Below are 19,649 nucleotides of genomic sequence, written 5' to 3' on the forward strand. Positions count from 1 at the left end.
TGATTGAGGTCATCCTTCTCCGGCAGCCCGTCCGCCGTCGTAGCCGAGCAGGCGCATCGCCGTGTCGGGGTCCATGGCGGCGGCCAGCAACTGGGCGCGGGCATGGGCCCGGTCGCGCTCGACCTCCGCCCTGGCGCGGGCGGCGCGCAGCCCCCTGACGGCCACGACCGCCAGGCAGGCGCCCACGATCAGCGCCACCACGACCACGAACAGGATCACCAGCAGTCCCGGCGAGGCCAGCTCGGTGCTGGGTCCCGACCGGGTGACCGCCAGCCCGCCCAGCACCGCCACCGTGACCAGCCCGGCCAGGCTGCCGACCGCGATCAGTACCGCCCGGCCCAGGCCCGGCCGGGCGCGCTCGTTGACGGCCGCGACGGGCCGCTGCGGGTGCGCTTGCGGCGGACGGGCCGGTCGCGGCTGGACCTGCTGCGGGCGGGCCTGTTGCGGCTGGACCTGTTGTGGATGGGTCTGTTGTGGATGGGTCTGTTGCGGTTGGACCTGATGGGGGCGGCTCTGTTGCGGTTGGACCTGCTGGGGGCGGCTCTGTTGCGGTTGGACCTGCTGGGGGCGGGCCTGTTGCGGGGGTATCCAGGCCACGAACTCCGGCCGCGCCGTACCCCCCGCAGCCGGTACGGCAGGCCCGCCGGAACCAGGCCTGCCCCAGGAAGGCACGCCCCCAGGCGGAACCGGCCCGGCCGGGGCGGGCATGGGCGGGTTCCGGAAGGGCACCGCCGCGGGCCGGTGATCCACGACCTCGTCCGCCACCACGCCCGGCAGTTCCCGCTCGACCCGGCTGTGCTCGCGGTGCGCCCTGGCCGCCTCCCGGTGGTAGTCCTCCAGTTCGGCGTGGAACTCCTCCGAGGCGTACACGGTCCCGTCGGCCAGCGGGCCGGCCCGCCGCTCGATGATCGCCACCACGTCGTCCCCGTCGAGCGTGCGGTGCGTCTCCAGCGCGTGGGCGACGCTCAGCACCTCCCGCCGGTGCTCCCGCAGCAGCAGCTCGGTCTTGTCCAGCAGCCGCGCGAGGGTGACCTCGATCCGCTCCCCCAGCCCGTCCGGCATCAGGCCGGTCATGATCTCCAGCTCCCGCAGCGCGGGCAGCGAGGCGACCCCGGAGCCCATCCCCCACGAGGACTCCATGAGCGCGGTCAGGAACGTGGCCGCGTGCAGGTCGCCGGAGACCCCCGAGGAGTTGTCCTCGGCGAAGAACATCCGCTCCCCCGCCAGCGAGGCGAGCGAGACCATGATGTCGGCCTCGTACTCCGACTTCCACCGGGTGAACCGGTCCTCCGGCCTGATCGAGGCGACCATGCCGAGGTGGTCGGCGCCCTTCTCGATCGTGGCGACGTCGATCTCCAGATGGGAGCGCACGTGGTAGGCCACCACGGCGTGGCAGGCCTCGTGGACGGCGACGGCGTGCCGTTCGCGCTCGATGTACTCGACGCCCTCCGGCGGCCCGAGCTGCTTGAACCGGTGGGCACGGAGCACGTCGGCCCAGGTGATGACCTCGCGGCCGGCGCGGACGGCGGTGATCAGCGACTCGTTGACCAGGTCCTTGATCGTGGCGCCGGTGGCGTAGGGCGTGATCGTGGCCAGCTTGCCGATCTGTTCCGGGGTGAGCTCGTGCCGGACCTTGCCAAAGTAGCCCTGGTAGGTGCGTACCCGCCCGGCTTTGGACGGGTAGCCGACCTTGTGGACGCGGTCGATGCGGCCGGGCCGTAACAGCGCCTCGTCGAGCGCGCCGGGGTGAGTGGCGGCCATCACGATGAGGATGCGGTACCTGGGTGGTGGCTTGGGCCGCATGTTCAGCACGCGGCGTACCTGCCGGTCGCGCGGCTTCTTCAGGCCGGACAGCTCGGTGAGCAGCGCTCGCAGGACGCCGGAATCGGGGTCCGGCTCGGGGCGGCGCGCCTGGAAGGCGAGGACGGACCGGGTCTCCTCCGGCAGGTAGTTCAGGCCGTGGCAGCCGCTGAAGCACTGCCGGGCCGGGCGGTCGCGCCTGCCGAGGGAGTCGGCCCCGTCGAAGAGGACGATCACGCCGCCGTGGCACAGGGCGAGCTTGCGCAACCTCCTGAAGAGCGCCTTCATCTTGAGGCCGCCCGTGAACCTGCCGGTGAAGGCGCCGGAATCCACGAGCACGTACGGCTTGCCGGCCTCACCGGCCACCGCCTCGGCCATCAGCGTCTTGCCGGTGCCCGGCGGCCCCCAGAGCAGCAGCCCGCCGGGCACGTAGCCGCCGCGTTCCTCGATGGCGCCGGGCCTGTCCAGGAAGACGATGTTCTCCCTGAGCCGCTCGACCACGTGGTCCTGCCCCCACACGTCGGCGAAGCGGGTCGTGATGTCGTCGGGCAGGTACGTCTCCACGCCGCCGCGCGACAGGAGCCAGAACAGCCCGGCGGCCAGGACGACGATCACCAGGAGCGGGAGGACGAACGGCAGCGCCGGAGCCCTGAACGGGGCGACGAACGGGCTGACGTCCAGCACCACCCCGAGCACCAGCGCGACCAGCGACACCCAGAAGACGATCTTGACGGCTCTGGCGGCGCGGAAGCGGGTCCAGTCGCCGAAGCGGCGGTGCGACCAGCGTTCCAGGCCGCCGAAGACCTTCTGGCTCCAGAACCGGTGATAGCCGGAGGAACGCTCGCCGGCCAGGAAGTGCGCCTGCCGTACCGTCTCGGCGGCCAGCAACCAGAAGATCCACGGATGGGCCGGCCCGACGTACCGCACGGCCTCCCCGAACGGGATGATCCCCTCGAAGTCCGCCATCGCCTTCCAGGTCAGGACGAGGAAGACGGCCAGCAGCCCGATCAGGAACCTGCCGCGATCCCACAGCCGCAGCTTCTTCCTGGTGGCACGGGTGACAGCGGCGCCCCGGTGGGGGGTGGTCGTGGTCACTGGAGCTCCCTCATCCGGGCAGCCGGAGCAGCTTGAACGATCGCGCGATCTCGTCGATCTCGCCGCCGCGCTCCCTGAAGCAGAGCGACCGGCAGCTGACGATCAGCACCGAGACCGTGGAGCCCTTCTCGTCGAGGATCGCGGTCTGGTCGAAGGTCTGGACGTCGGGGCCGATCTGGTAGTTGAAGCGGAGCCGTACGCCCCTGGCGCCGCCGTCCAGGGTCAGGACCCGGTCGAGCAGCGGCTCGAACTTGCGGTAGAGCGGCATCTGCCCGCTGCCGAGCCGGTCGGTGACGTACGCGGTCCTGGCCGGCTCGGTCACCGGGAAGACGAAGTCGCGCAGCCCGTCGAGCGAGACCCGGTCGCGCTCGCGCACGGTGAGCTGGTGGACGGTGGAGTACACGAACGGCTCGCCGGAGCTGAGCAGGTGCTGGAGGGTCGGCGCGCCCGCCTGGTCGAAGGCGGTGGACCACACCCGCTCCTTGCGCAGCCTGGCGGCCTCGGAGTCGGGGTGGAGCCTGCTCAGGTACAGCTCGATCGGGTAGGCGTCGAGCTGGGCGAAGGAGGAGGGGACCTTGAAGTAGGTCGTGCCGCCCTTGTCGCGTACGTAGTGGAAGGCCGGCTGGCCGCAGGCCGATGCCAGGAGAGCCGCGATCATGACCACGGCCCAGGTCCGTACCGATATCACCGGGGCTTACCTCCGCTTAACGGACCAACGGTGTTGTTGTGCCCTTTTTCATGCGGAATGAGCGTCATGACCGGTGACAAATCTTGACCAAATCTTGGCCGTCCCTTGGCTTTACTTGTTACGGAAGCCTAGGGATATTCCTTGACCGGCACCTGCACGGTGACCGTGCCCGCCTCCTGGAACTGGAAGGTCGCCGGAACCCACGAGCCCACCCGCGCCTCCAGCCCGGTGGCGGTGGCGATCGCCCGGTCCCCGCCGACCGGCTCGGCGGGCGGCAGCTCGATCGGGGCGGGCAGGGCGAGCTTCCCGGAGGTGATCGTGAGCTGGACGAGCCGGTCGCCCCGCGCGCCGGAGTTGATCAGCACGGCGTGCAGCGAGCCGCCTTTCAGCAGGTAGGCGTTGCGCACGTGCACGCCCCGCTGGCTGGCGTTGCCGCCGTCGTTGCGGGGCAGCGCCGCGCCCGGCGCCTCCCCCTGATCGGCCCCGCAGGCCGTGACGAACAGCAACGCGGCGGCGAGAAGACCTAAGGCACGCATGCCTTCACGGTCACTCCGCCGCAACGTTCCCGCAACCCCCATTGGTCCATCTCCGGAAGTAGCGAAAGATATGGGGATCACCCGGATAGGGAGTGCGGTTTGTATGGCAGAGATGACGTTCGCCGATCTGTGGTCACGAGACGCGCTCTCTTTCCGAGAACGCCGGCTCCTGCTGCTCGGCCTGCTCGTCGGCCAGGGCGGCCTGGACGAGGAACTGCTGATCCAGCTGGACGCGGCGGTGCGGGCCAGAGAGCTGAGCGTGGAGGAGTTGCGGGAGGTCGTCGCCTTCCTCACCCACTACGCCGGCTGGACCCGCGGCGCCCGTCTCAACGCCCAGGTGGAGGATCTCATCGACCAGATTTCCGGCTGAATTCCCCTCCTTGGCAAATGCAGACGATCTCCCGACTTCACGGAAAACCACGCCACATAATCCGCGACGGGAGTGGTCCCTAGGATCTGCCCCATGGGCCGGGCGCTGAGAACGACCATCCGCGCGGCCTTCCCGATGATGGCCGCCGAGGCCGTGAAGACGGCGCTCGGCATCGTCGCCGGCGCCGCCCTGGCCCGCGCCCTCCACCCGGAGGGCAGGGGCCTCTACGCGGCGATCGTCAGCATCGCCACGACCGCCGTCCTCATCGGGCACTGGTCGCTGAACACCTCGCAGATCGCCTTCTGGCCGCACCGGGTACTGCGCGCGCGGCTGGCGGGCAACGCCGTCGTCATCGGCTTCGGCATGGGCACGATCACCGCCCTGCTCGCCTTCGCCGCGGCCGCCGCCTGCGATCCGCGCGCCGCCACGCCCGCGCTGGCGATCGCGCTGGCGTCGGTCCCGTTCACCGTCTGCTGGCTCAACCTGCGCGGCGTCCTGCTCCTGCGCGGCCGGACCCGGCTGGTCAACCAGGCGCAACTGGCCTCCGGGTTCGCGCAGTACCTCCCGATCCTGGCGCTGGCCGCCTTCGACCTGCTCACGCTCACCGCCGTCGTCGCGTGCTGGGCGGCGGCCAGCGTACCGGCCGTGCTGCGCTTCACCGGCGCGCTCGGGGCGCGCGCGCTGCGCCCCGCCAGGGCCCTGGCCGTCCGCCAGCTCGCCCTGTCCGGCCGCTACCACCTCGGCCTCGTCGCCTTCCACCTGCTGCCCGCCGCCGACACGCTACTGCTCGGGTTCCTGCACTCACCCCGCGAGGCGGGCTTCTACACCGTCGCCGCCGGGGTCCTCATGCTGGTGAAGATCCCGACCGAGGCGGTGGCCCACGTGTGCCTGCCGGGCCAGGCGGGCGGCACCGCCTCCGGCTCGCGCGCCGTCACCGCCCACATGCTCACGCTCAACCTGGTGATCTCACTGGGGTGCGTCGCGCTGATCGCCGCCGGGGCCGCCTGTGCGCTGCCTTTCGTGTACGGCCCGCCGTACGCCGCGAGCGTGGCCCCGCTCCTCGCCCTCGCGCCCGCGGCCGTGATGGCGGCGCTCATCAAACCCGTCGAGCAGCACCTGGCCCGGCTGTCCAGGCCACGCCCGATGACCATGATCACGCTGTCGGCCCTGGCGCTCAACCTCGGCCTGGACACCGCGCTGATCCCCGCCTGGGGCGCGACCGGCGCGGGCGTGGCCTCCAGCGTCACGCACGCGGTGACGGCGGCCCTGATGATCGCCTGGTTCGTGAGATCGCCGGAGGTCAGCCGGCCGGGCTGATGACCGCGGCCAGGGTCGCGCCCAGCTCCCAGCAGGCTTCCAGGTCGGTCTTGGCGGGGCGGCCCGTGACGGTGACCGGCGCGGCCGCGCGCTCCCAGCCCAGCCCGCCCGCGATCGACTCCACCGCGCGCACCGCTCCGGTGGTGTCGTTGTCGCCGTGCACCCACAGCCCGTACGGCAGCCGCCGCGTCTCGGCCAGGCACGGGTAGTAGACGGTGTCCAGGAAGTGCTTGAGCGCGCCCGACATGTAGCCGATGTTGGCACTCGTCCCCATGAGCAGCCCGTCGGCGGCCAGCAGGTCGGCCGCCGTGGCGCCCAGGGCCGGTTCCGTCACCACCTCGACCCCCTCGACCTCGTCCGTGGTCGCCCCCTTGAGCACCTGCTCGAACAGCTCGTGCGTGGCCGGTGAGACCGTGTGGTGCACGATCAGCAGGCGGCTCACGACGCCGCCTCGATCTTGTAAACGGGTCCCTGGAGGCTGAGCGCGTACAGCTCCCCGTCGGCCGCCTGCCCGAACGACGACAGTTGCTCGACCGTGCCCACGTCCACGACGTCTTCCAGCTCGTCGGCCTGCGCCGCCTTCACCCATCCCGCGCAGAAGTCCCCGTACAGGAACCGCCCGCGCAACCACGGGATCTTCTCGCCCCGGTAGACGAACCCGGCGATGACCGAGCAGTTGCCGCCCTCGCCCAGCGGATAGGTGATCACCGGATCGGTGAGTTCCTTCCCCCTGCCGCCGTTGAACGGCTGGTCGCCTTCGCGCAGGTTCCACCCGTAGTTCTCGCCGCCCTCGGAACCGGCCGGCTGGAAGTCGACCTCCTCCCAGGCGTTCTGGCCGACGTCCCCGATCCAGAGGTCGCCGCTGTCCCGGTCGAAGGTGAACCGCCAGGGATTTCGCAGCCCATAGGCCCAGATCTCCGGCTTCGCGCCTTCTTTCCCGGTGAAGGGGTTGTCCTCCGGCACCTTGTACGGCGTCCCGCGCGGGTCGATGCGCAGGATCTTGCCCAGCCACGTGCCGAGATCCTGCCCGTTGCCCTCCGGGTCGCCGCCGCTGCCCCCGTCGCCCAGCGCGATGTACAGATACCCGTCGGGGCCGAACGCCAGCTGCCCGCCGTTGTGGTTGGCGAACGGCTGGTCCTGCCGCAGAACGTCCCGGCGCCCGGTGGCCTCGCGCCCGTCGAAGGCCCACTCGGTCACGTGGGTGTGGCCGTCACGGTCGGTCCAGTCCAGGTACAGCCACCGCCCGCTCGGATGGAAGGCCACCCCGAGCAAACCCTGCTCGTTGCCGGTGCTGACCTCGCCGGACAGGTCGAGCACGGTCGCGCCGTCCAGCGTGCGGAGCTTGCCGCCCTGCTCGGCGACGTAGACGCGCGCGTCGTCCTTGCGCACGGCGAAGGCCACCGGCTTGTCCATCGTGGCCACCTCGGTGAACACCAGCTTGCCCGGCGTCTCGGGCGAAGCCGTCGAGGCCGATGTCGCGGTGGCCGATGGCGTGGCCGAAGGCGCGCCGGACGGGGCGGAGGGCGTACCGGCCACGGGAGCGGAAGGTGCGCAGGCAGGCGCCGTCACGGTGAGCACCACGACGGCCAGCGGCGCGAGAAGAGCCGATCGCACCCCCCGATCCTCTCACGCCACCCACGCCCTCGACGGCGGGCTAATCTGCGAACATGCCTACCGCACTGATCACGGGCGCGACCGCCGGCATCGGCGCCGCCTTCGCCCGCCGCCTGGCCGCCGACGGTTTCACGCTGGTCCTCGTCGCCCGCGACGAACAGCGCCTGGCCGAGAGCGCCGAGCAGCTCAAGCTCCGGTACGGCGGCGCCGTCGAGACCCTGCCCGCCGACCTGTCCACCGAGGACGGTCTCACCGCGGTCGAATCCCGCGTCCGCGACGGCGTGGACCTTCTGGTGAACAACGCCGGCTTCGCCCACCCCGACACGTTCCTGCGGACCTCGGTCGAGGACGAGCAGCGCATGCTGAAGGTGCACTGCGAGGCCGTTCTGCGCCTGACGCTGGCCGCGTTGCCCGGCATGAAGTCCCGGGGCCGCGGCGCCGTGATCAACGTCGCCTCGGTGGCCGCCTTCTTCACCCGCGGCACCTATAGCGCCTCGAAGGCCTGGGTGGTCAACTTCAGCACGGCCGCCGCCGTCGAAGTGGGCCACCCGCGCGTGAAGATCATGGCGCTGTGCCCGGGACTCGTCCGTACCGAGTTCCACGAACGCGCCAACATGGACACCTCCGGCCTGCCCGGCATCCTCTGGCTCAAGGCCGACAACGTGGTCGCCGAAGCCATGCGCGACCTGGCCCTGGGCCGCGTGATCAGCATCCCGGACCTGCGCTACAAGGCGATCGTCGCGGTGGGCAGGCTCGTCCCCCGCAACCTGGCCGCCCAGATCTCCACCAAGGTCGGCCGCTGACGACACGGGAAAGCCCCCGTCCTCCTGCGGGAGGGCGGGGGCTTGCGGTCCGGCGAGGGTGATCAGCGCAGGTCGAACCGGTCCAGGTTCATGACCTTGTTCCACGCCGCGACGAAGTCGTTCACGAACTTCTCCTTCGCGTCGTCGCTCGCGTAGACCTCGGCGAGCGCGCGCAGCTCCGAGTTCGAGCCGAACACCAGGTCGGCCCGGGTGCCGGTCCACGTGACCTGGCCCGAGGCGTCGCGGCCCTCGAAGGTGTTGGCGTCCCCGGCGGTCGCCTTCCACGTCGTGCCCAGGTCGAGCAGGTTGACGAAGAAGTCGTTGGTCAGCCTCCCGGGCGTCGTGGTGAGCACGCCCAGCGACGACTGCTGGTGGTTCGCGCCCAGGACGCGCAGGCCGCCGACGAGGACCGTCAGCTCGGGGGCGCTCAGCGTGAGCAGGTTCGCCCGGTCGAGCAGCAGGAACTCGGCGGGCAGGCGGTTGCCCTTGCCGAGGTAGTTGCGGAAGCCGTCGGCCGTGGGCTCCAGCGCGGCGAACGACTCCACGTCCGTCTGCTCCTGCGCGGCGTCCACGCGGCCCGGCGCGAAGGGCACCTCGACGTCGAAGCCGGCGTCCCCGGCGGCCTTCTCGACACCCGCGTTGCCGGCGAGCACGATCAGGTCGGCCAGCGAGACGTGCTTGCCGCCCGCGTTGAACGCCTGCTGGATGCCCTCCAGCGTGCGCAGCACGGTCGCGAGCTGGTCGGGGTCGTTGACCTCCCACCCGCTCTGCGGCTGCAGGCGTACCCGCGCGCCGTTGGCGCCGCCGCGCTTGTCGCTGCCGCGGAAGGACGCGGCCGAAGCCCACGCGGTGGACACGAGCTGCGACACCGACAGACCCGAGGCGAGGACCTGGGCCTTGAGCGCGGCGGCGTCCGCGGCGTCGAGCAGGTCGTGCGTCCGCTCGGGCAGCGGGTCCTGCCAGAGCAGCGTCTCGGCCGGGACCTCCGAGCCGAGGTAGCGCACGATCGGGCCCATGTCGCGGTGGGTCAGCTTGTACCAGGCGCGGGCGAAGGCGTCCGCGAGCTCGTCCGGGTTGTCCAGCCAGCGCCGGGTGATCTGCTCGTAGATCGGGTCGACGCGCAGCGACAGGTCGGTCGTCAGCATCGTCGGGGCGTGGCGCTTCGACGGGTCGTGGGCGTCGGGCACGGTGCCGGCGCCCGCGCCGTCCTTGGGACGCCACTGGTGGGCGCCGGCCGGGCTCTTGAACTGCTCCCACTCGTAGCCGTAGAGGATCTCCAGGAAGCTGTTGTCCCAGGTGATCGGCGTGTTCGTCCAGATGCCCTCAAGGCCGCTGGTGATCGTGTCGGCGCCCTTGCCGGTGCCGAACGCGTTCTTCCAGCCCAGGCCCTGCTCCTCGATCGAGGCGGCCTCCGGGTCGGCGCCGACGTTGTCGGCCGGGCCGGCGCCGTGGGTCTTGCCGAACGTGTGACCGCCCACGATCAGGGCCGCGGTCTCCTCGTCGTTCATCGCCATGCGGCGGAACGTCTCGCGGATGTCGCGCGCCGCGGCGAGCGGGTCCGGGTTGCCGTTGGGGCCCTCCGGGTTGACGTAGATGAGGCCCATCTGGACCGCGGCGAGCGGGTTCTCCAGCTCACGGTCGCCGGTGTAGCGCTCGTCACCGAGCCAGGTGGACTCGGGGCCCCAGTAGACGTCCTCGTCGGGCTCCCACACGTCCTCGCGGCCGCCGGCGTACCCGAAGGTCTTGAAGCCCATCGACTCCAGGGCGACGTTGCCGGTGAGGATCAGGAGGTCGGCCCACGACAGGTTCTTGCCGTACTTCTTCTTGACCGGCCACAGCAGGCGGCGGGCCTTGTCGAGGTTGCCGTTGTCCGGCCAGCTGTTGAGGGGGGCGAAGCGCTGCTGGCCGGCCCCCGCGCCGCCGCGGCCGTCGCTGATCCGGTACGTGCCCGCGCTGTGCCAGGCCATCCGGATCATGAACGGGCCATAGTGGCCGAAGTCGGCCGGCCACCAGTCCTGCGAGGTGGTGAGCACCTCCAGGATGTCCTGCTTCACGGCCGGGAGGTCGAGGCTCTTGAAGGCCTCGGCATAGTCGAACTCCTCGCCGAGCGGGTTGGCGACGGCGGGGTTCTTGGCGAGGATCCTCACGTTGAGCCGCTCCGGCCACCACTGGCGGTTGCCGCCGCCCTGGGTCGGATGCGCGGCACGCCCGTGCGCGACCGGGCAACCGCCCGCTTCCTCTGTCTTCGCGTCTGTGACGATCGCGTCGTGGTTCTCAGACATGGGAATCCTTCCGGACTGTCGGATCATGTTCAGGCACTGCGTGCGGTGGTGCAGGCGGGGCACAGGCCCCAGTAGACGACCTCGGCCTCGTCGATCGTGAAGCCCTGGTCGTCGGCGGCTCTCAGGCAGGGCGCGTGGCCGACGGCGCAGTCGACGTCGGCCACGGCACCGCACGAGCGGCACACGACATGGTGGTGGTTGTCCCCGACGCGCCCCTCGTACAGGGCGGGGCTGCCGGCCGGCTCGATGCGCCGGACGAGGCGCGCGGCGGTGAGCGCGTGGAGTGCCTCGTACACGGCTTGCAGCGAGATGTGGCCGACGCGCTCACGCACCCTGGAGGCGATCTCCTCGACACCGAGGTGGTCGCCGTGGCGGACGGTCTCGAGCAGCGCGACACGGGCGGCCGTCACCCGAAGGCCGGCCCCACGCAGTTCCTCGGCGGTGGTCGGAGTCACGGGTGCGGTCATGGCGCCAAAGCTACCCGCATAAACACGAACGATACAAGAGAACTAACGATGCAAGCTTGGCGAACACCTACATGCCGTCACATGACACGGTGGACGCGCCCACGACGTACTCGTCTCCCTCCATCAGGAGCGAGAACGTGACACCGCCCTTCTCGAAGCAGCTCGCCTCGCCGGCGACCCACCGCCAGCCATGACGCAGCGCGACCTCGCGATAGTAGGGCTCCACCTCCGCCCGCGAGGATCCCGGACGATAGGACTGCTCGACGCTGGCGAAGTAGTCGTCGGTGTCACAGCCGGACTCGCGCTCGCCGCGCGCGAGCGCGCCGGGCGGGCGTAACGCGAGGAGATCGACCGGCGTCAGCGCCCCCTCGATCCGGTCGTACGCCTCGCCGCACCTGCGCCAGTCCTCCAACCCCCAGGGGACCACGGCGATGGCGACGACCGCTAGGGCGGCGACGGCCATGAAGACGAATGCCGGACCCCACGTGCGTACCGCGTTCACGGCCCAGAACATAGCCGAAAGATCACGAACCTGGGAGCCGGGTGGGTGCCCGCCGCGGCAAGCGGGCACCCGGCTCGGAGGGTCAGGCGTCGTCGTCGGACACCCGGGAGGCGCCGCCGCAGTCGGTGACCGAGGTGCTGAACAGGACGCCGGGGCCGCCACAGGTGCTCACCGGAAGGGAGACCGGTTCGACGATCTCGTCGTTGAAGACGATCACGTCGCCCACGAGGGCCGTGGGCGCCTGGGCGGGTTCCGCCTCAGCGGCCTCGGCCTGGACGGGCTCGGCCTGGGTGGATTCCGCCGGGGCGGGTGCGGCCGGAGCGGGTGCGGCCGGGGTGGGTGCGGCCTGGGCCGGGGATGCCAGCAGCGCGCCGCCGAGCAGTCCGGCGGCCAGGGCGAGGCCGGTCCTCAGGCGGCGATCTGCTTGCGGGGCTGCTCGTCGGCGGCCGGGGTCTGGGGGTCGGACCGGTGGGCGGGACGCGGTCCGTCCATGATGCGATCGATCACCGCGAGCGCGACCGCCGAGAGGATGAAGGTCAAATGAATGAGCGTTTTCCATAGGAGTTCTCTGTCGGTTATGGCGGGCTTGGCCGCGTTGATGAAGATCTGAAGGAGGTGGATGGAGGAGATGCCGATGATCGCCATGGCCAGCTTGACCTTGAGCACGTTGGCGTTCACGTGGGAGAGCCACTGGGGCTGGTCGGGGTGTCCTTCGATCCGCAGCCGCGAGACGAAGGTCTCGTAGCCACCCACGATCACCATGATCAGCAGGTTCGAGATCATCACGACGTCGACCAGGCCGAGCACGATCAGCATCACCGTGGTCTCGGCGGGCCTGCCGCCGAATCCGAGTTCGATGAGGTGGAGAAGCTCGGCCATGAAGCGCCAGACGTAGACCACCTGGGCGGCGATGAGCCCGAGGTAGAGCGGGGCCTGGATCCAGCGGCTCAGGAACATGATGTAGCCGAGGCGCCTCAGCGCGCCGCGCGGCTGAGGCACTCGGGCTATGGATAGCAGTGGTTGCATCTCAGGAGGTCAGGACGTACAGATTCAGCCTGTCGACGATGGCCTGCACATTGAGGGTGGCCGGGTCGCTGCTGCCCATGAGGGCGGCGGCGACCGCGAGTGCCGCGGCCGTTCTTGCTACGAGGGCTCGGATGTCCAACGGAACTCCTTCGCGAAGGGGGGATGCCGGAGGGACGGCGCGGCGTGGCCCGCCGCGCCGCCTGTCGGGTCAGGGCTGAAGGCAGTTGACCGCCGGCACTTCAGCGGGTACGCCCGGCGCGGTGGGGTCGACCAGCGCGGTCACGTCGACGGCCGTTTCGGTGAGGCAGCCGAGCACGGCTGCGGGGTCGACCACGGCGTGGGCCGGTGCGGTGGCCAGCAGCAGGCCACCTGCGGCGAGGGCGGAGAGGGCGAGGAGACGAGTCGTGCGGGGCATGAAACCTCCTGTTTCAGGCTGCGAACGATTACCGACAGTAGTGGATCAGTAACGATCGGCTCAAGAGGTTGGGGTGCCTGGTCAGGATCTTCGCACCTTCTGGACAGCGTTTCCCCAGGTAACAGCTCCGGAGCCGCCTGTCGCGCTACCCAAACAAAAAAGGACCCCCGAAGGGGTCCAGGAAACAGCCGATCCCCACCACAGGAGGGGGTTGTGGTGGGGATCGGAGCTCGGGGGGCGTTACTTGCCGATGTTCGCCGCGTGCCCGATCGACAGGCCGGAAGCGGAGTCGAAGAAGTGCAGGTTGTGCGTGTCGATGACCAGGTCGATGCTCTGGCCGGGACGCGCGTGGCTGCGGGCGTTCACGCGGGCGGTCCACAGGGACTTGTCGCCCACGAGCGGCAGCGCGGCCTCGTCGTCGTCGCCGGTGTCCTGGGCGGCGACGGTGTCCTTGTGCTCGACCGGCGGGGCGTCGATCAGGAACAGGACGTTGATCTCGGAGCCGAGCTCCTCGGTGACCTCCGCCTTGACGTGCAGGGTGGCCCAGCCGTTGGCGTGGTTGCCGGCGGAGGCGGCGTCCTCGAAGTCGGAGGGACGGATGCCGAGGATGATCTTCTTGCCGATGTACTGGTCGAGACCGGGCTTGTCGGAGAAGGTCGACTCGGGGATGGAGAGCTTGATGTCGGCGAAGGAGACGGCCGCGCCGCCGCCGTCGCGGACGAGCTCCGCGGTCACGAAGTTCATGGACGGCGAGCCCATGAAGCCGGCGACGAACAGGTTGACCGGCTTGTCGAACAGGTTCTGCGGGGTGTCGACCTGCTGCAGGAGGCCGTCGCGCAGGACGCAGACCCGGTCGCCGAGCGTCATGGCCTCGACCTGGTCGTGGGTGACGTACACGGTGGTGACGCCGAGGCGCTCGTGCAGCGTGTTCAGCGAGGCGCGCATGGAGACACGGAGCTTGGCGTCCAGGTTGGACAGCGGCTCGTCCATGAGGAAGGCCTGCGGCTCACGCACGATGGCGCGGCCCATGGCGACACGCTGGCGCTGACCACCGGAGAGCGCGGCGGGCTTGCGCTTGAGGTAGGTGTCGAGGCCCAGCATCTTGGCGGCCTCGCCGACACGCTTCTGGATCTCCGCCTTGGGCATCTTGCGGAGCTTCAGGCCGAAGGCGAGGTTCTCCTCGACCGTCATGTGCGGGTAGAGCGCGTAGTTCTGGAAGACCATCGCGATGTCGCGATCCTTCGGCGGGAGGTGGTTGACCACCTTGTCGCCGATGGAGATCTCGCCGCCGCTGATGTCCTCGAGGCCGGCGATCATCCGGAGCGCGGTCGACTTGCCGCAACCGGATGGGCCGACCAGCACCATGAACTCGCCATCCTTGATCTCAAGGTTGAGCCCGTTCACAGCCTTGACGCCACCGGCGTAGATCTTGTCGACGTTGTTTAGGACGATGGAAGCCATGCGCACTCCTGCGTGGATACGTTTTCATGCATCTCACCCGAAACGGACATCCATGTCAAGAGCCAGGGGCAACACTGGAAAGCGCGTCGAAACCATGATGGAATCGTTTCCATGAAGAGGGCGACCATCAAGGATGTGGCCGAGGCGGCGGGCGTCGGCGTCGCGACCGTATCCCGGGTGCTGTCCGGCGGCTCGGCCAGCCCGCAGACCCGCGAGCGGGTGCTGGCCGTGGCCGCGCAACTCGACTACCGGCCCAGCGCCCTCGGCCGCAACCTGCGCCAGCAACGTACCGGCGGCATGGGCCTGCTCCTGCCCGACCTGACCGACAGCTTCTACGGCCAGCTTGCCGAGGGCGTGCTCGCCTGCGCCCGCTCGGCCGGGGAGCCGGTCGTGATCGGTTCCACGGCCGACGATCCCGAGCAGGAGGCCGAGCTGATCGGCATGCTGCTGGAGCAGAGCGTCGACCGGCTGATCGCGGTGCCCTGCGGCGACGCCGACACCTGGCGTCCGGCGCTCAAGGCGGGCATGACCGTGGTGTTCGCCGACCGGCTGCCGCCCGAGCCCGACCCGGGCACGCCTCGGCCCGCTCCGGCCGGGGCCGAGCTGGGCGGGGCCGTACCGGAAAGTGAGCTGGAAGGCGCGCTGAGCGGCCTCGGCTCGGCGGCGCTGTCGGAGCTGATGATGCTCGACGGCGTCGGCGCGCTGCCCGGCGCCCGCCCGGCCGCGCCACGGCCCGCCGCGCGGCCGCTGGACGTGCCCGCCATCCTCACCGACGACCGATCAGGCATCCGTACGGCGGTGCAGTACCTCAGGGGCCTGGGCCACCGCCGCATCGCCTACCTGGGCGGCCCCGGCCGCGAACGCAGGGTGGAGGCGTTCCGCCAGGCCGTGGGCGGCGTGCCGGACGAGGAGCTGATCGTCTTCTCCGACGGCAGCCGCGACTCGGCCTACGCGGCGGCCTCCGGCCTCTTCCAGACGCGCCCCGACCTGACCGCGCTGGTGGCGGGCGGCAACATGCTGGGCGAGGCGGCGGTGCTGGCCGCGCGCGAGCTCGACCTGCGCGTGCCCCGCGACCTGTCGGTGGTCATGTACGACGACGTGCCGTGGGCCGAGTTGTGCTCCCCGCCGCTGACGGTGATCGCGCAGCCGGCCCGCGACATGGGCTACCGGGCGGCCGAGCTGGTGCTGCGCGCCGGCTCCCGCCGCCCGCGCAGCGTGCTGCTGCCGACCGAACTGGTCATCCGCGGCAGCTGCGGCCCCCGTCTGTAGGCGTCCTCAAAGTAGGCGTTCTCAGAGCACGCTCAGAGCAGGCGTCCTCAGAGCACGCCTTCGATCGCGCGCACGAGCTCGGGGGCGCCGGGCTCGGTGCCGGGGCGGAAGCGGGCGGCGACCGCGCCGTCCCGGGTGACGAGGAACTTCTCGAAGTTCCACTGGATGTCCCCGCCCGCGCCCTCGGCGTCGGCGGTCTTGGTCAGCTCGGTGTAGAGGGGGTGGCGGGTGTCGCCGTTGACGTCGGCCTTCTCCAGGAGCGGGAAGTCGACCCCGTAGGTCGTCGAGCAGAACTCCTGGATCTCCTCCGCGGAGCCGGGCTCCTGGCCCATGAACTGGTTGCACGGCACGCCGACGACGGTGAAGCCGCGCGGGCCGTACTCCTGCTGGAGTTTGACCAGCCCGGAGTACTGCGGGGTCAGCCCGCAGCGGGAGGCCACGTTCACTATGAGTAGCGCCTTGTCGCCGGCGAGTTCGGCGAGTGTGGTGGGGACGTCCGCGAGGGTGCGGACGGGGATGTCACGAAGGCTCATGATCCCCACAGTACTCCTCCCCAAAACCGCTCAGACCAGGCAAAACCCCACCCCCGGCGGTACGGCGGCGCGCCGGGCCCCCTCTGGCCATCCACGCCCCGCGGGCCCTTTTTCCCAAGCGGGAACCGGATGTTCGAATCCCCCGGCCCAGGAAGCGGCCGGACCGGGCCAACCCGACCCCGCCAGAACACAAAGTCCTGTCCTCCGCAGGCCCGAGGTCCCTGACCAGCGCCGACCCCGCGCACTAGAAAACGCCTAGGACATGTCGTGGAGCTTCCGGGCCGCCCTCAACGGGCGGAACCAGATCCCGGGAAGCCGCGCGGACCCTCCTCATCCAAGCCACGGATCGGGGATCGGCAGGTACTGAGCGGTGACGCTGAGTAATCGTCTGCACACGGCCTGACAGCAAGGATCGATTTGGACAGCAAACGCGCTCTGCGCAGCACCCTCGTCACCCTGCTCTCGTTCGCGGGAGCGACCGGCGGGAGTACTGCCGCCGCCTCGGCCGACACCGAGGTGGAGCACCGGGGTATCTGGCGTACCAGTGTGGAGACACCGGACGTCAGGCAAGGGACCTGGAGCACCAAGGCCAGGCCCAAGACCACGCCCAGGCGGCCCGAGGGACGGAACAAGAGGATCGCGCTCGGCCTGGTGGTTCAGCGGGCCTGGTCGCTTCGCGAGTTCCAGTGCCTGGACAGCCTGTGGACCCGGGAGAGCAACTGGAACCACCGGGCGTACAACCGCTCGTCGGGCGCCTACGGAATCCCGCAGGCACTGCCCGGCGGCAAGATGCGGGGAGCCGGGCACGACTGGCGCTACAACCCGGCCACGCAGATCCGCTGGGGCCTGAAGTACATCAAGGGCAGGTACGGCAGGCCGTGCGGCGCTTGGGGCCACTTCAGGTCGCACAACTGGTATTAGGACAGCCGCTCAGGGGAAGGGGCGGCTGCCCCGGAAAGGGCATCCGGCGCGCCGGGTGCCCTTTTCCTGTGGACGGCGATCGCCTGGATGAGCAGTTCCACGCCGAAGTCGAACTCCTCGTCCGGATCGCAGGAGTCGAGCAGCGGCGCCAGCGAGGCGACCGTGGGGAACAACTCGGCGTCGACCCGCTCGGCCCGCATCCTGGCGGGCAACGGCGCGAACGACGGCGTCACCCCGACCTCGCGCAGCAGCGAGCCCACGATGTAGGCGATGAACATGCGCAGCACCTTCACCGCCTCCGGCCCGTCGAACCCGGCGCTGCGCAGCGTGGCCAGCGCCCGCTCCACCGGCAGCAGCCCCGCGTTGGAGTGGAGTTGCCGGCTGACGACCAGCATGGTCGAGCGGGGATAGTGATGGGCGATCTGGCGGAAGGCGCGCGCCTGGATGCGGACCCGCTCGGTCCACTCGGCGCCGGGGTCGTCGGTGAACTCGATCTCGCTGAGCACCGCCTCGGCCACCTCGGACAGCAGGGCGTCCTTGTTGGGCACGTGGTTGTAGAGCGACATCACGCCCACACCCAGCTCGGCGGCGATCCTGCGCATGGATATCGCGTCGGCGCCCTCGCGCTCGATGAGGCCGATCGCCGCGGTGACGATGCGCTTCTTGGACAGCGGCTCGGAGGGCATGGCTCATTCTAGTTTCATTGACGGACCCCGAGAGTCCATGCGAGCCTGCAGGCATACGTACGGTGTACGTCCCCCTGGAGGCGGCATGTCGACGCACGATCTCTACACGATCCCCGCGGAGCTCTCCACCTGGAACGTGGAGATGGCCGGTTCGAGCAGATTCACCTGGGAGTACGACGACGGCCGCGACCGCATGCTCGCCCTGTACCAGAAGGGCAAGGACAAGCAGTGGGACTCCACCAAACGCATCGACTGGGACCTCGAGGTCGACCCGTACAACGTGCTCGGCATCCCCGACCAGACCATCGCCATCTACGGCACGCCGCTCTGGGACCGGATGGACGAGAAGACGCGCCAGGACGTGCGGCTGCACAGCGCCGCCTGGCAGTTCTCCCAGTTTCTGCACGGTGAGCAGGGCGCCATGATCTGCTCGGCGAAGATCGTGGAGTCGGTGCCCGACCTCGACTCGAAGTTCTACGCCGCCACCCAGACCATGGACGAGGCCCGTCACGCCGAGACCTACGCCCGTTTCCTGCAGGAGAAGGTCGGCCTGGCCTACCCCATCAACGAGCATCTCAAGGCGCTGCTCGACAGCACGCTCGGCGACTCCCGCTGGGACATGCCCTACCTCGGCATGCAGGTGCTCATCGAGGGCCTGGCCCTGGCCGCGTTCGGCGTCATGCGCGACATCACCACCAAGCCGCTGCCCAAGCAGATCCTCGCGTACGTCATGCAGGACGAGGCCCGCCACGTCGCCTTCGGCCGGATGGCGCTGCGCGACTACTACCAGAACCTGACCGAGGCCGAGCGCAACGAGCGCGAGGACTTCGTCATCGAGGGCTGCTACCTCATGCGCGACCGGCTGCGCGGCAGGGAGACCTGGGAGACGATCGGCCTGTCGAAGGCGGACGTCGAGGAGGCCATGCGGGCGGTCGACCAGTCCGAGTACCTGCGGCTGTTCCGGTCGCTGCTGTTCAGCCGGATCGTGCCGTGCGTGAAGGACATCGGCCTGTGGAGCCCGCGCCTGCAGCAGGCCTACGCCGACATGGGCGTCCTGGACATGGCCGGGCAGTCGCTCGACACGCTCATGCGCCAGGACGAGGAGATCGCCGACAAGCTCGACGAGGCCCGCTTCGCCGAGGAGGAGGCGGAACGCCACGCCGAGGTCGCCGAGACCATCGCCCTGGGCGGCGAGCAGGACTGATATTTGACCGTTCGTTCTTGAATGGGCTAGGTTCTGGGCCATGGCAAGGACGAAGGAGTTCGACCCGGATCTCGCGCTGCACCGGGCCATGGAGCTCTTCTGGCGCAAGGGCTACGAGGCCACCTCCATGGCCGATCTGGTCGAGCATCTGGGTGTGGCGCGGGCCAGCATCTACGCGACGTTCGGCGGCAAGCGCGAGCTCTACCTTCAGGCTTACGAGCGCTACCTGGAGAACGGGGTCGACTTCACGGGGCGGCTGGGCGGTCCCGGGCCGGTGCTGCCGGCCGTACGGGAGCTGGTGCGACAGTACGCCGAGGAGGCCGCGCACGACGCGCAGCGGCGCGGCTGCCTGGTCGTCAACACCGCGGTCGAGCTCGCGCCGCACGACACCGAGATCGCCCGGCGGGTCCGCGTCAACTGGGACTTCGTCGAGGACAGCCTGGCCGCCGCGCTCTCCGGGGCGCGCGAGCGGGGCGAGCTGGCCGAGGGCAAGGATCCGCGGGCGATCGCGCGCCTGCTGCTCGTCGTGCTCCAGGGCCTGCGGGTGATCGGCAAGGCCTCCGACGACGCCGCGCGGGTGCGCGACGCCGCCGAGCAGGCGCTGTCACTGCTCGACTGATGCCCTTTTTCAAGACTGATCGTTCTAAATATTGAGGAGTC

The 19,649-nt window shown here is 70.2% G+C and carries 22 protein-coding genes; 7 read left to right on the forward strand and 15 right to left on the reverse strand.

Going from position 1 to position 19,649, the window contains the following annotated elements:
- Nucleotides 1–9: 9 nt before the first annotated feature.
- The 3 genes from ACFWY5_RS26055 to ACFWY5_RS26065 all read right to left on the reverse strand — a co-directional run bounded on the left by ACFWY5_RS26055 (nucleotide 10) and on the right by ACFWY5_RS26065 (nucleotide 4,119).
- Nucleotides 10–2,895, reverse strand: a complete 2,886-nt coding sequence (locus ACFWY5_RS26055; protein ID WP_379634926.1) for an AAA family ATPase — start codon at nucleotides 2,893–2,895, stop codon at nucleotides 10–12.
- 10 nt (nucleotides 2,896–2,905) lie between these two features.
- Nucleotides 2,906–3,583 (reverse strand): hypothetical protein, encoded by a 678-nt coding sequence (locus ACFWY5_RS26060; RefSeq protein ID WP_379634928.1) that lies wholly within the window; start codon nucleotides 3,581–3,583, stop codon nucleotides 2,906–2,908.
- A gap of 128 nt (nucleotides 3,584–3,711) precedes the next feature.
- Nucleotides 3,712–4,119, reverse strand: a complete 408-nt coding sequence (locus tag ACFWY5_RS26065; protein WP_379634930.1) for a hypothetical protein — start codon at nucleotides 4,117–4,119, stop codon at nucleotides 3,712–3,714.
- A gap of 103 nt (nucleotides 4,120–4,222) precedes the next feature.
- Between ACFWY5_RS26065 and ACFWY5_RS26070 the strand changes: the two genes are divergently transcribed.
- Nucleotides 4,223–4,489: a carboxymuconolactone decarboxylase family protein gene (locus tag ACFWY5_RS26070; protein WP_379618851.1), complete on the forward strand. Its 267-nt coding sequence runs from the start codon at nucleotides 4,223–4,225 to the stop codon at nucleotides 4,487–4,489.
- Nucleotides 4,490–4,582: 93 nt separating this feature from the next.
- Nucleotides 4,583–5,806 (forward strand): lipopolysaccharide biosynthesis protein, encoded by a 1,224-nt coding sequence (locus ACFWY5_RS26075; protein ID WP_379634931.1) that lies wholly within the window; start codon nucleotides 4,583–4,585, stop codon nucleotides 5,804–5,806.
- Here the strand turns inward: ACFWY5_RS26075 and ACFWY5_RS26080 are convergent.
- Nucleotides 5,790–6,248, reverse strand: coding sequence for a flavodoxin (locus tag ACFWY5_RS26080; protein ID WP_379618847.1), 459 nt, complete (start codon nucleotides 6,246–6,248; stop codon nucleotides 5,790–5,792). The genes ACFWY5_RS26075 and ACFWY5_RS26080 overlap by 17 nt on opposite strands.
- Complete coding sequence (locus ACFWY5_RS26085; RefSeq protein WP_379634933.1) at nucleotides 6,245–7,420, reverse strand: PQQ-dependent sugar dehydrogenase; 1,176 nt, start codon at nucleotides 7,418–7,420, stop codon at nucleotides 6,245–6,247. The genes ACFWY5_RS26080 and ACFWY5_RS26085 overlap by 4 nt, the downstream gene beginning before the upstream one ends.
- A gap of 53 nt (nucleotides 7,421–7,473) precedes the next feature.
- On the opposite strand from ACFWY5_RS26085, the gene ACFWY5_RS26090 reads away from it, so the two are divergent.
- The gene (locus tag ACFWY5_RS26090) at nucleotides 7,474–8,223 is read left to right on the forward strand and encodes an SDR family NAD(P)-dependent oxidoreductase (RefSeq protein ID WP_379634935.1); all 750 of its coding nucleotides are present in this window, start codon (nucleotides 7,474–7,476) and stop codon (nucleotides 8,221–8,223) included.
- A 62-nt stretch (nucleotides 8,224–8,285) separates the two neighbouring features.
- Here the strand turns inward: ACFWY5_RS26090 and katG are convergent, their stop codons facing one another.
- From katG to ACFWY5_RS26130, 8 genes are all read right to left on the reverse strand, one after another.
- Complete coding sequence (gene katG / locus ACFWY5_RS26095; RefSeq protein WP_379634937.1) at nucleotides 8,286–10,505, reverse strand: catalase/peroxidase HPI; 2,220 nt, start codon at nucleotides 10,503–10,505, stop codon at nucleotides 8,286–8,288.
- A 29-nt stretch (nucleotides 10,506–10,534) separates the two neighbouring features.
- A complete protein-coding gene (locus ACFWY5_RS26100) occupies nucleotides 10,535–10,972 on the reverse strand; it encodes a Fur family transcriptional regulator (RefSeq protein ID WP_379634939.1) in 438 nt (145 codons plus the stop codon).
- A 67-nt stretch (nucleotides 10,973–11,039) separates the two neighbouring features.
- Nucleotides 11,040–11,474, reverse strand: a complete 435-nt coding sequence (locus tag ACFWY5_RS26105; protein WP_379634941.1) for a hypothetical protein — start codon at nucleotides 11,472–11,474, stop codon at nucleotides 11,040–11,042.
- Between the two features lie 82 nt (nucleotides 11,475–11,556).
- The gene (locus tag ACFWY5_RS26110) at nucleotides 11,557–11,691 is read right to left on the reverse strand and encodes a hypothetical protein (RefSeq protein WP_379618837.1); all 135 of its coding nucleotides are present in this window, start codon (nucleotides 11,689–11,691) and stop codon (nucleotides 11,557–11,559) included.
- Nucleotides 11,692–11,882: 191 nt separating this feature from the next.
- Nucleotides 11,883–12,473: a TIGR00645 family protein gene (locus ACFWY5_RS26115; RefSeq protein WP_379634942.1), complete on the reverse strand. Its 591-nt coding sequence runs from the start codon at nucleotides 12,471–12,473 to the stop codon at nucleotides 11,883–11,885.
- A gap of 28 nt (nucleotides 12,474–12,501) precedes the next feature.
- Nucleotides 12,502–12,639: a hypothetical protein gene (locus ACFWY5_RS26120; protein WP_184962790.1), complete on the reverse strand. Its 138-nt coding sequence runs from the start codon at nucleotides 12,637–12,639 to the stop codon at nucleotides 12,502–12,504.
- A 69-nt stretch (nucleotides 12,640–12,708) separates the two neighbouring features.
- Nucleotides 12,709–12,915 (reverse strand): hypothetical protein, encoded by a 207-nt coding sequence (locus ACFWY5_RS26125; RefSeq protein ID WP_379618833.1) that lies wholly within the window; start codon nucleotides 12,913–12,915, stop codon nucleotides 12,709–12,711.
- 240 nt (nucleotides 12,916–13,155) lie between these two features.
- Entirely contained in the window at nucleotides 13,156–14,376 is a 1,221-nt protein-coding gene (locus ACFWY5_RS26130; RefSeq protein WP_379634943.1) for an ABC transporter ATP-binding protein, read from the reverse strand.
- A gap of 111 nt (nucleotides 14,377–14,487) precedes the next feature.
- Here ACFWY5_RS26130 and ACFWY5_RS26135 point away from each other — a divergent pair, with 111 nt between their 5' ends.
- Complete coding sequence (locus ACFWY5_RS26135; protein ID WP_379634945.1) at nucleotides 14,488–15,645, forward strand: LacI family DNA-binding transcriptional regulator; 1,158 nt, start codon at nucleotides 14,488–14,490, stop codon at nucleotides 15,643–15,645.
- Nucleotides 15,646–15,692: 47 nt separating this feature from the next.
- Here ACFWY5_RS26135 and ACFWY5_RS26140 read toward each other — a convergent pair whose 3' ends face one another.
- On the reverse strand, nucleotides 15,693–16,178 hold the full coding sequence (locus tag ACFWY5_RS26140) for a glutathione peroxidase (RefSeq protein WP_379618827.1): 486 nt from the start codon (nucleotides 16,176–16,178) through the stop codon (nucleotides 15,693–15,695).
- A 417-nt stretch (nucleotides 16,179–16,595) separates the two neighbouring features.
- Between ACFWY5_RS26140 and ACFWY5_RS26145 the strand changes: the two genes are divergently transcribed.
- Nucleotides 16,596–17,099 carry a transglycosylase SLT domain-containing protein gene (locus ACFWY5_RS26145; RefSeq protein WP_379618825.1) on the forward strand — a complete coding sequence of 168 codons (504 nt, stop codon included), beginning with the start codon at nucleotides 16,596–16,598 and terminating at the stop codon, nucleotides 17,097–17,099.
- Here the strand turns inward: ACFWY5_RS26145 and ACFWY5_RS26150 are convergent.
- Nucleotides 17,096–17,785, reverse strand: coding sequence for a TetR/AcrR family transcriptional regulator (locus ACFWY5_RS26150; protein ID WP_379618823.1), 690 nt, complete (start codon nucleotides 17,783–17,785; stop codon nucleotides 17,096–17,098). The two genes, ACFWY5_RS26145 and ACFWY5_RS26150, sit on opposite strands and share 4 nt — an antisense overlap.
- Nucleotides 17,786–17,870: 85 nt before the next feature.
- On the opposite strand from ACFWY5_RS26150, the gene ACFWY5_RS26155 reads away from it, so the two are divergent.
- Nucleotides 17,871–18,989: a ferritin-like domain-containing protein gene (locus ACFWY5_RS26155; protein ID WP_379634946.1), complete on the forward strand. Its 1,119-nt coding sequence runs from the start codon at nucleotides 17,871–17,873 to the stop codon at nucleotides 18,987–18,989.
- 40 nt (nucleotides 18,990–19,029) lie between these two features.
- Nucleotides 19,030–19,608: a TetR/AcrR family transcriptional regulator gene (locus ACFWY5_RS26160; RefSeq protein WP_379618819.1), complete on the forward strand. Its 579-nt coding sequence runs from the start codon at nucleotides 19,030–19,032 to the stop codon at nucleotides 19,606–19,608.
- Nucleotides 19,609–19,649: the final 41 nt, after the last annotated feature.

The organism is Nonomuraea sp. NPDC059007 (genome assembly GCF_042740555.1).
Lineage (GTDB): Bacteria > Actinomycetota > Actinomycetes > Streptosporangiales > Streptosporangiaceae > Nonomuraea.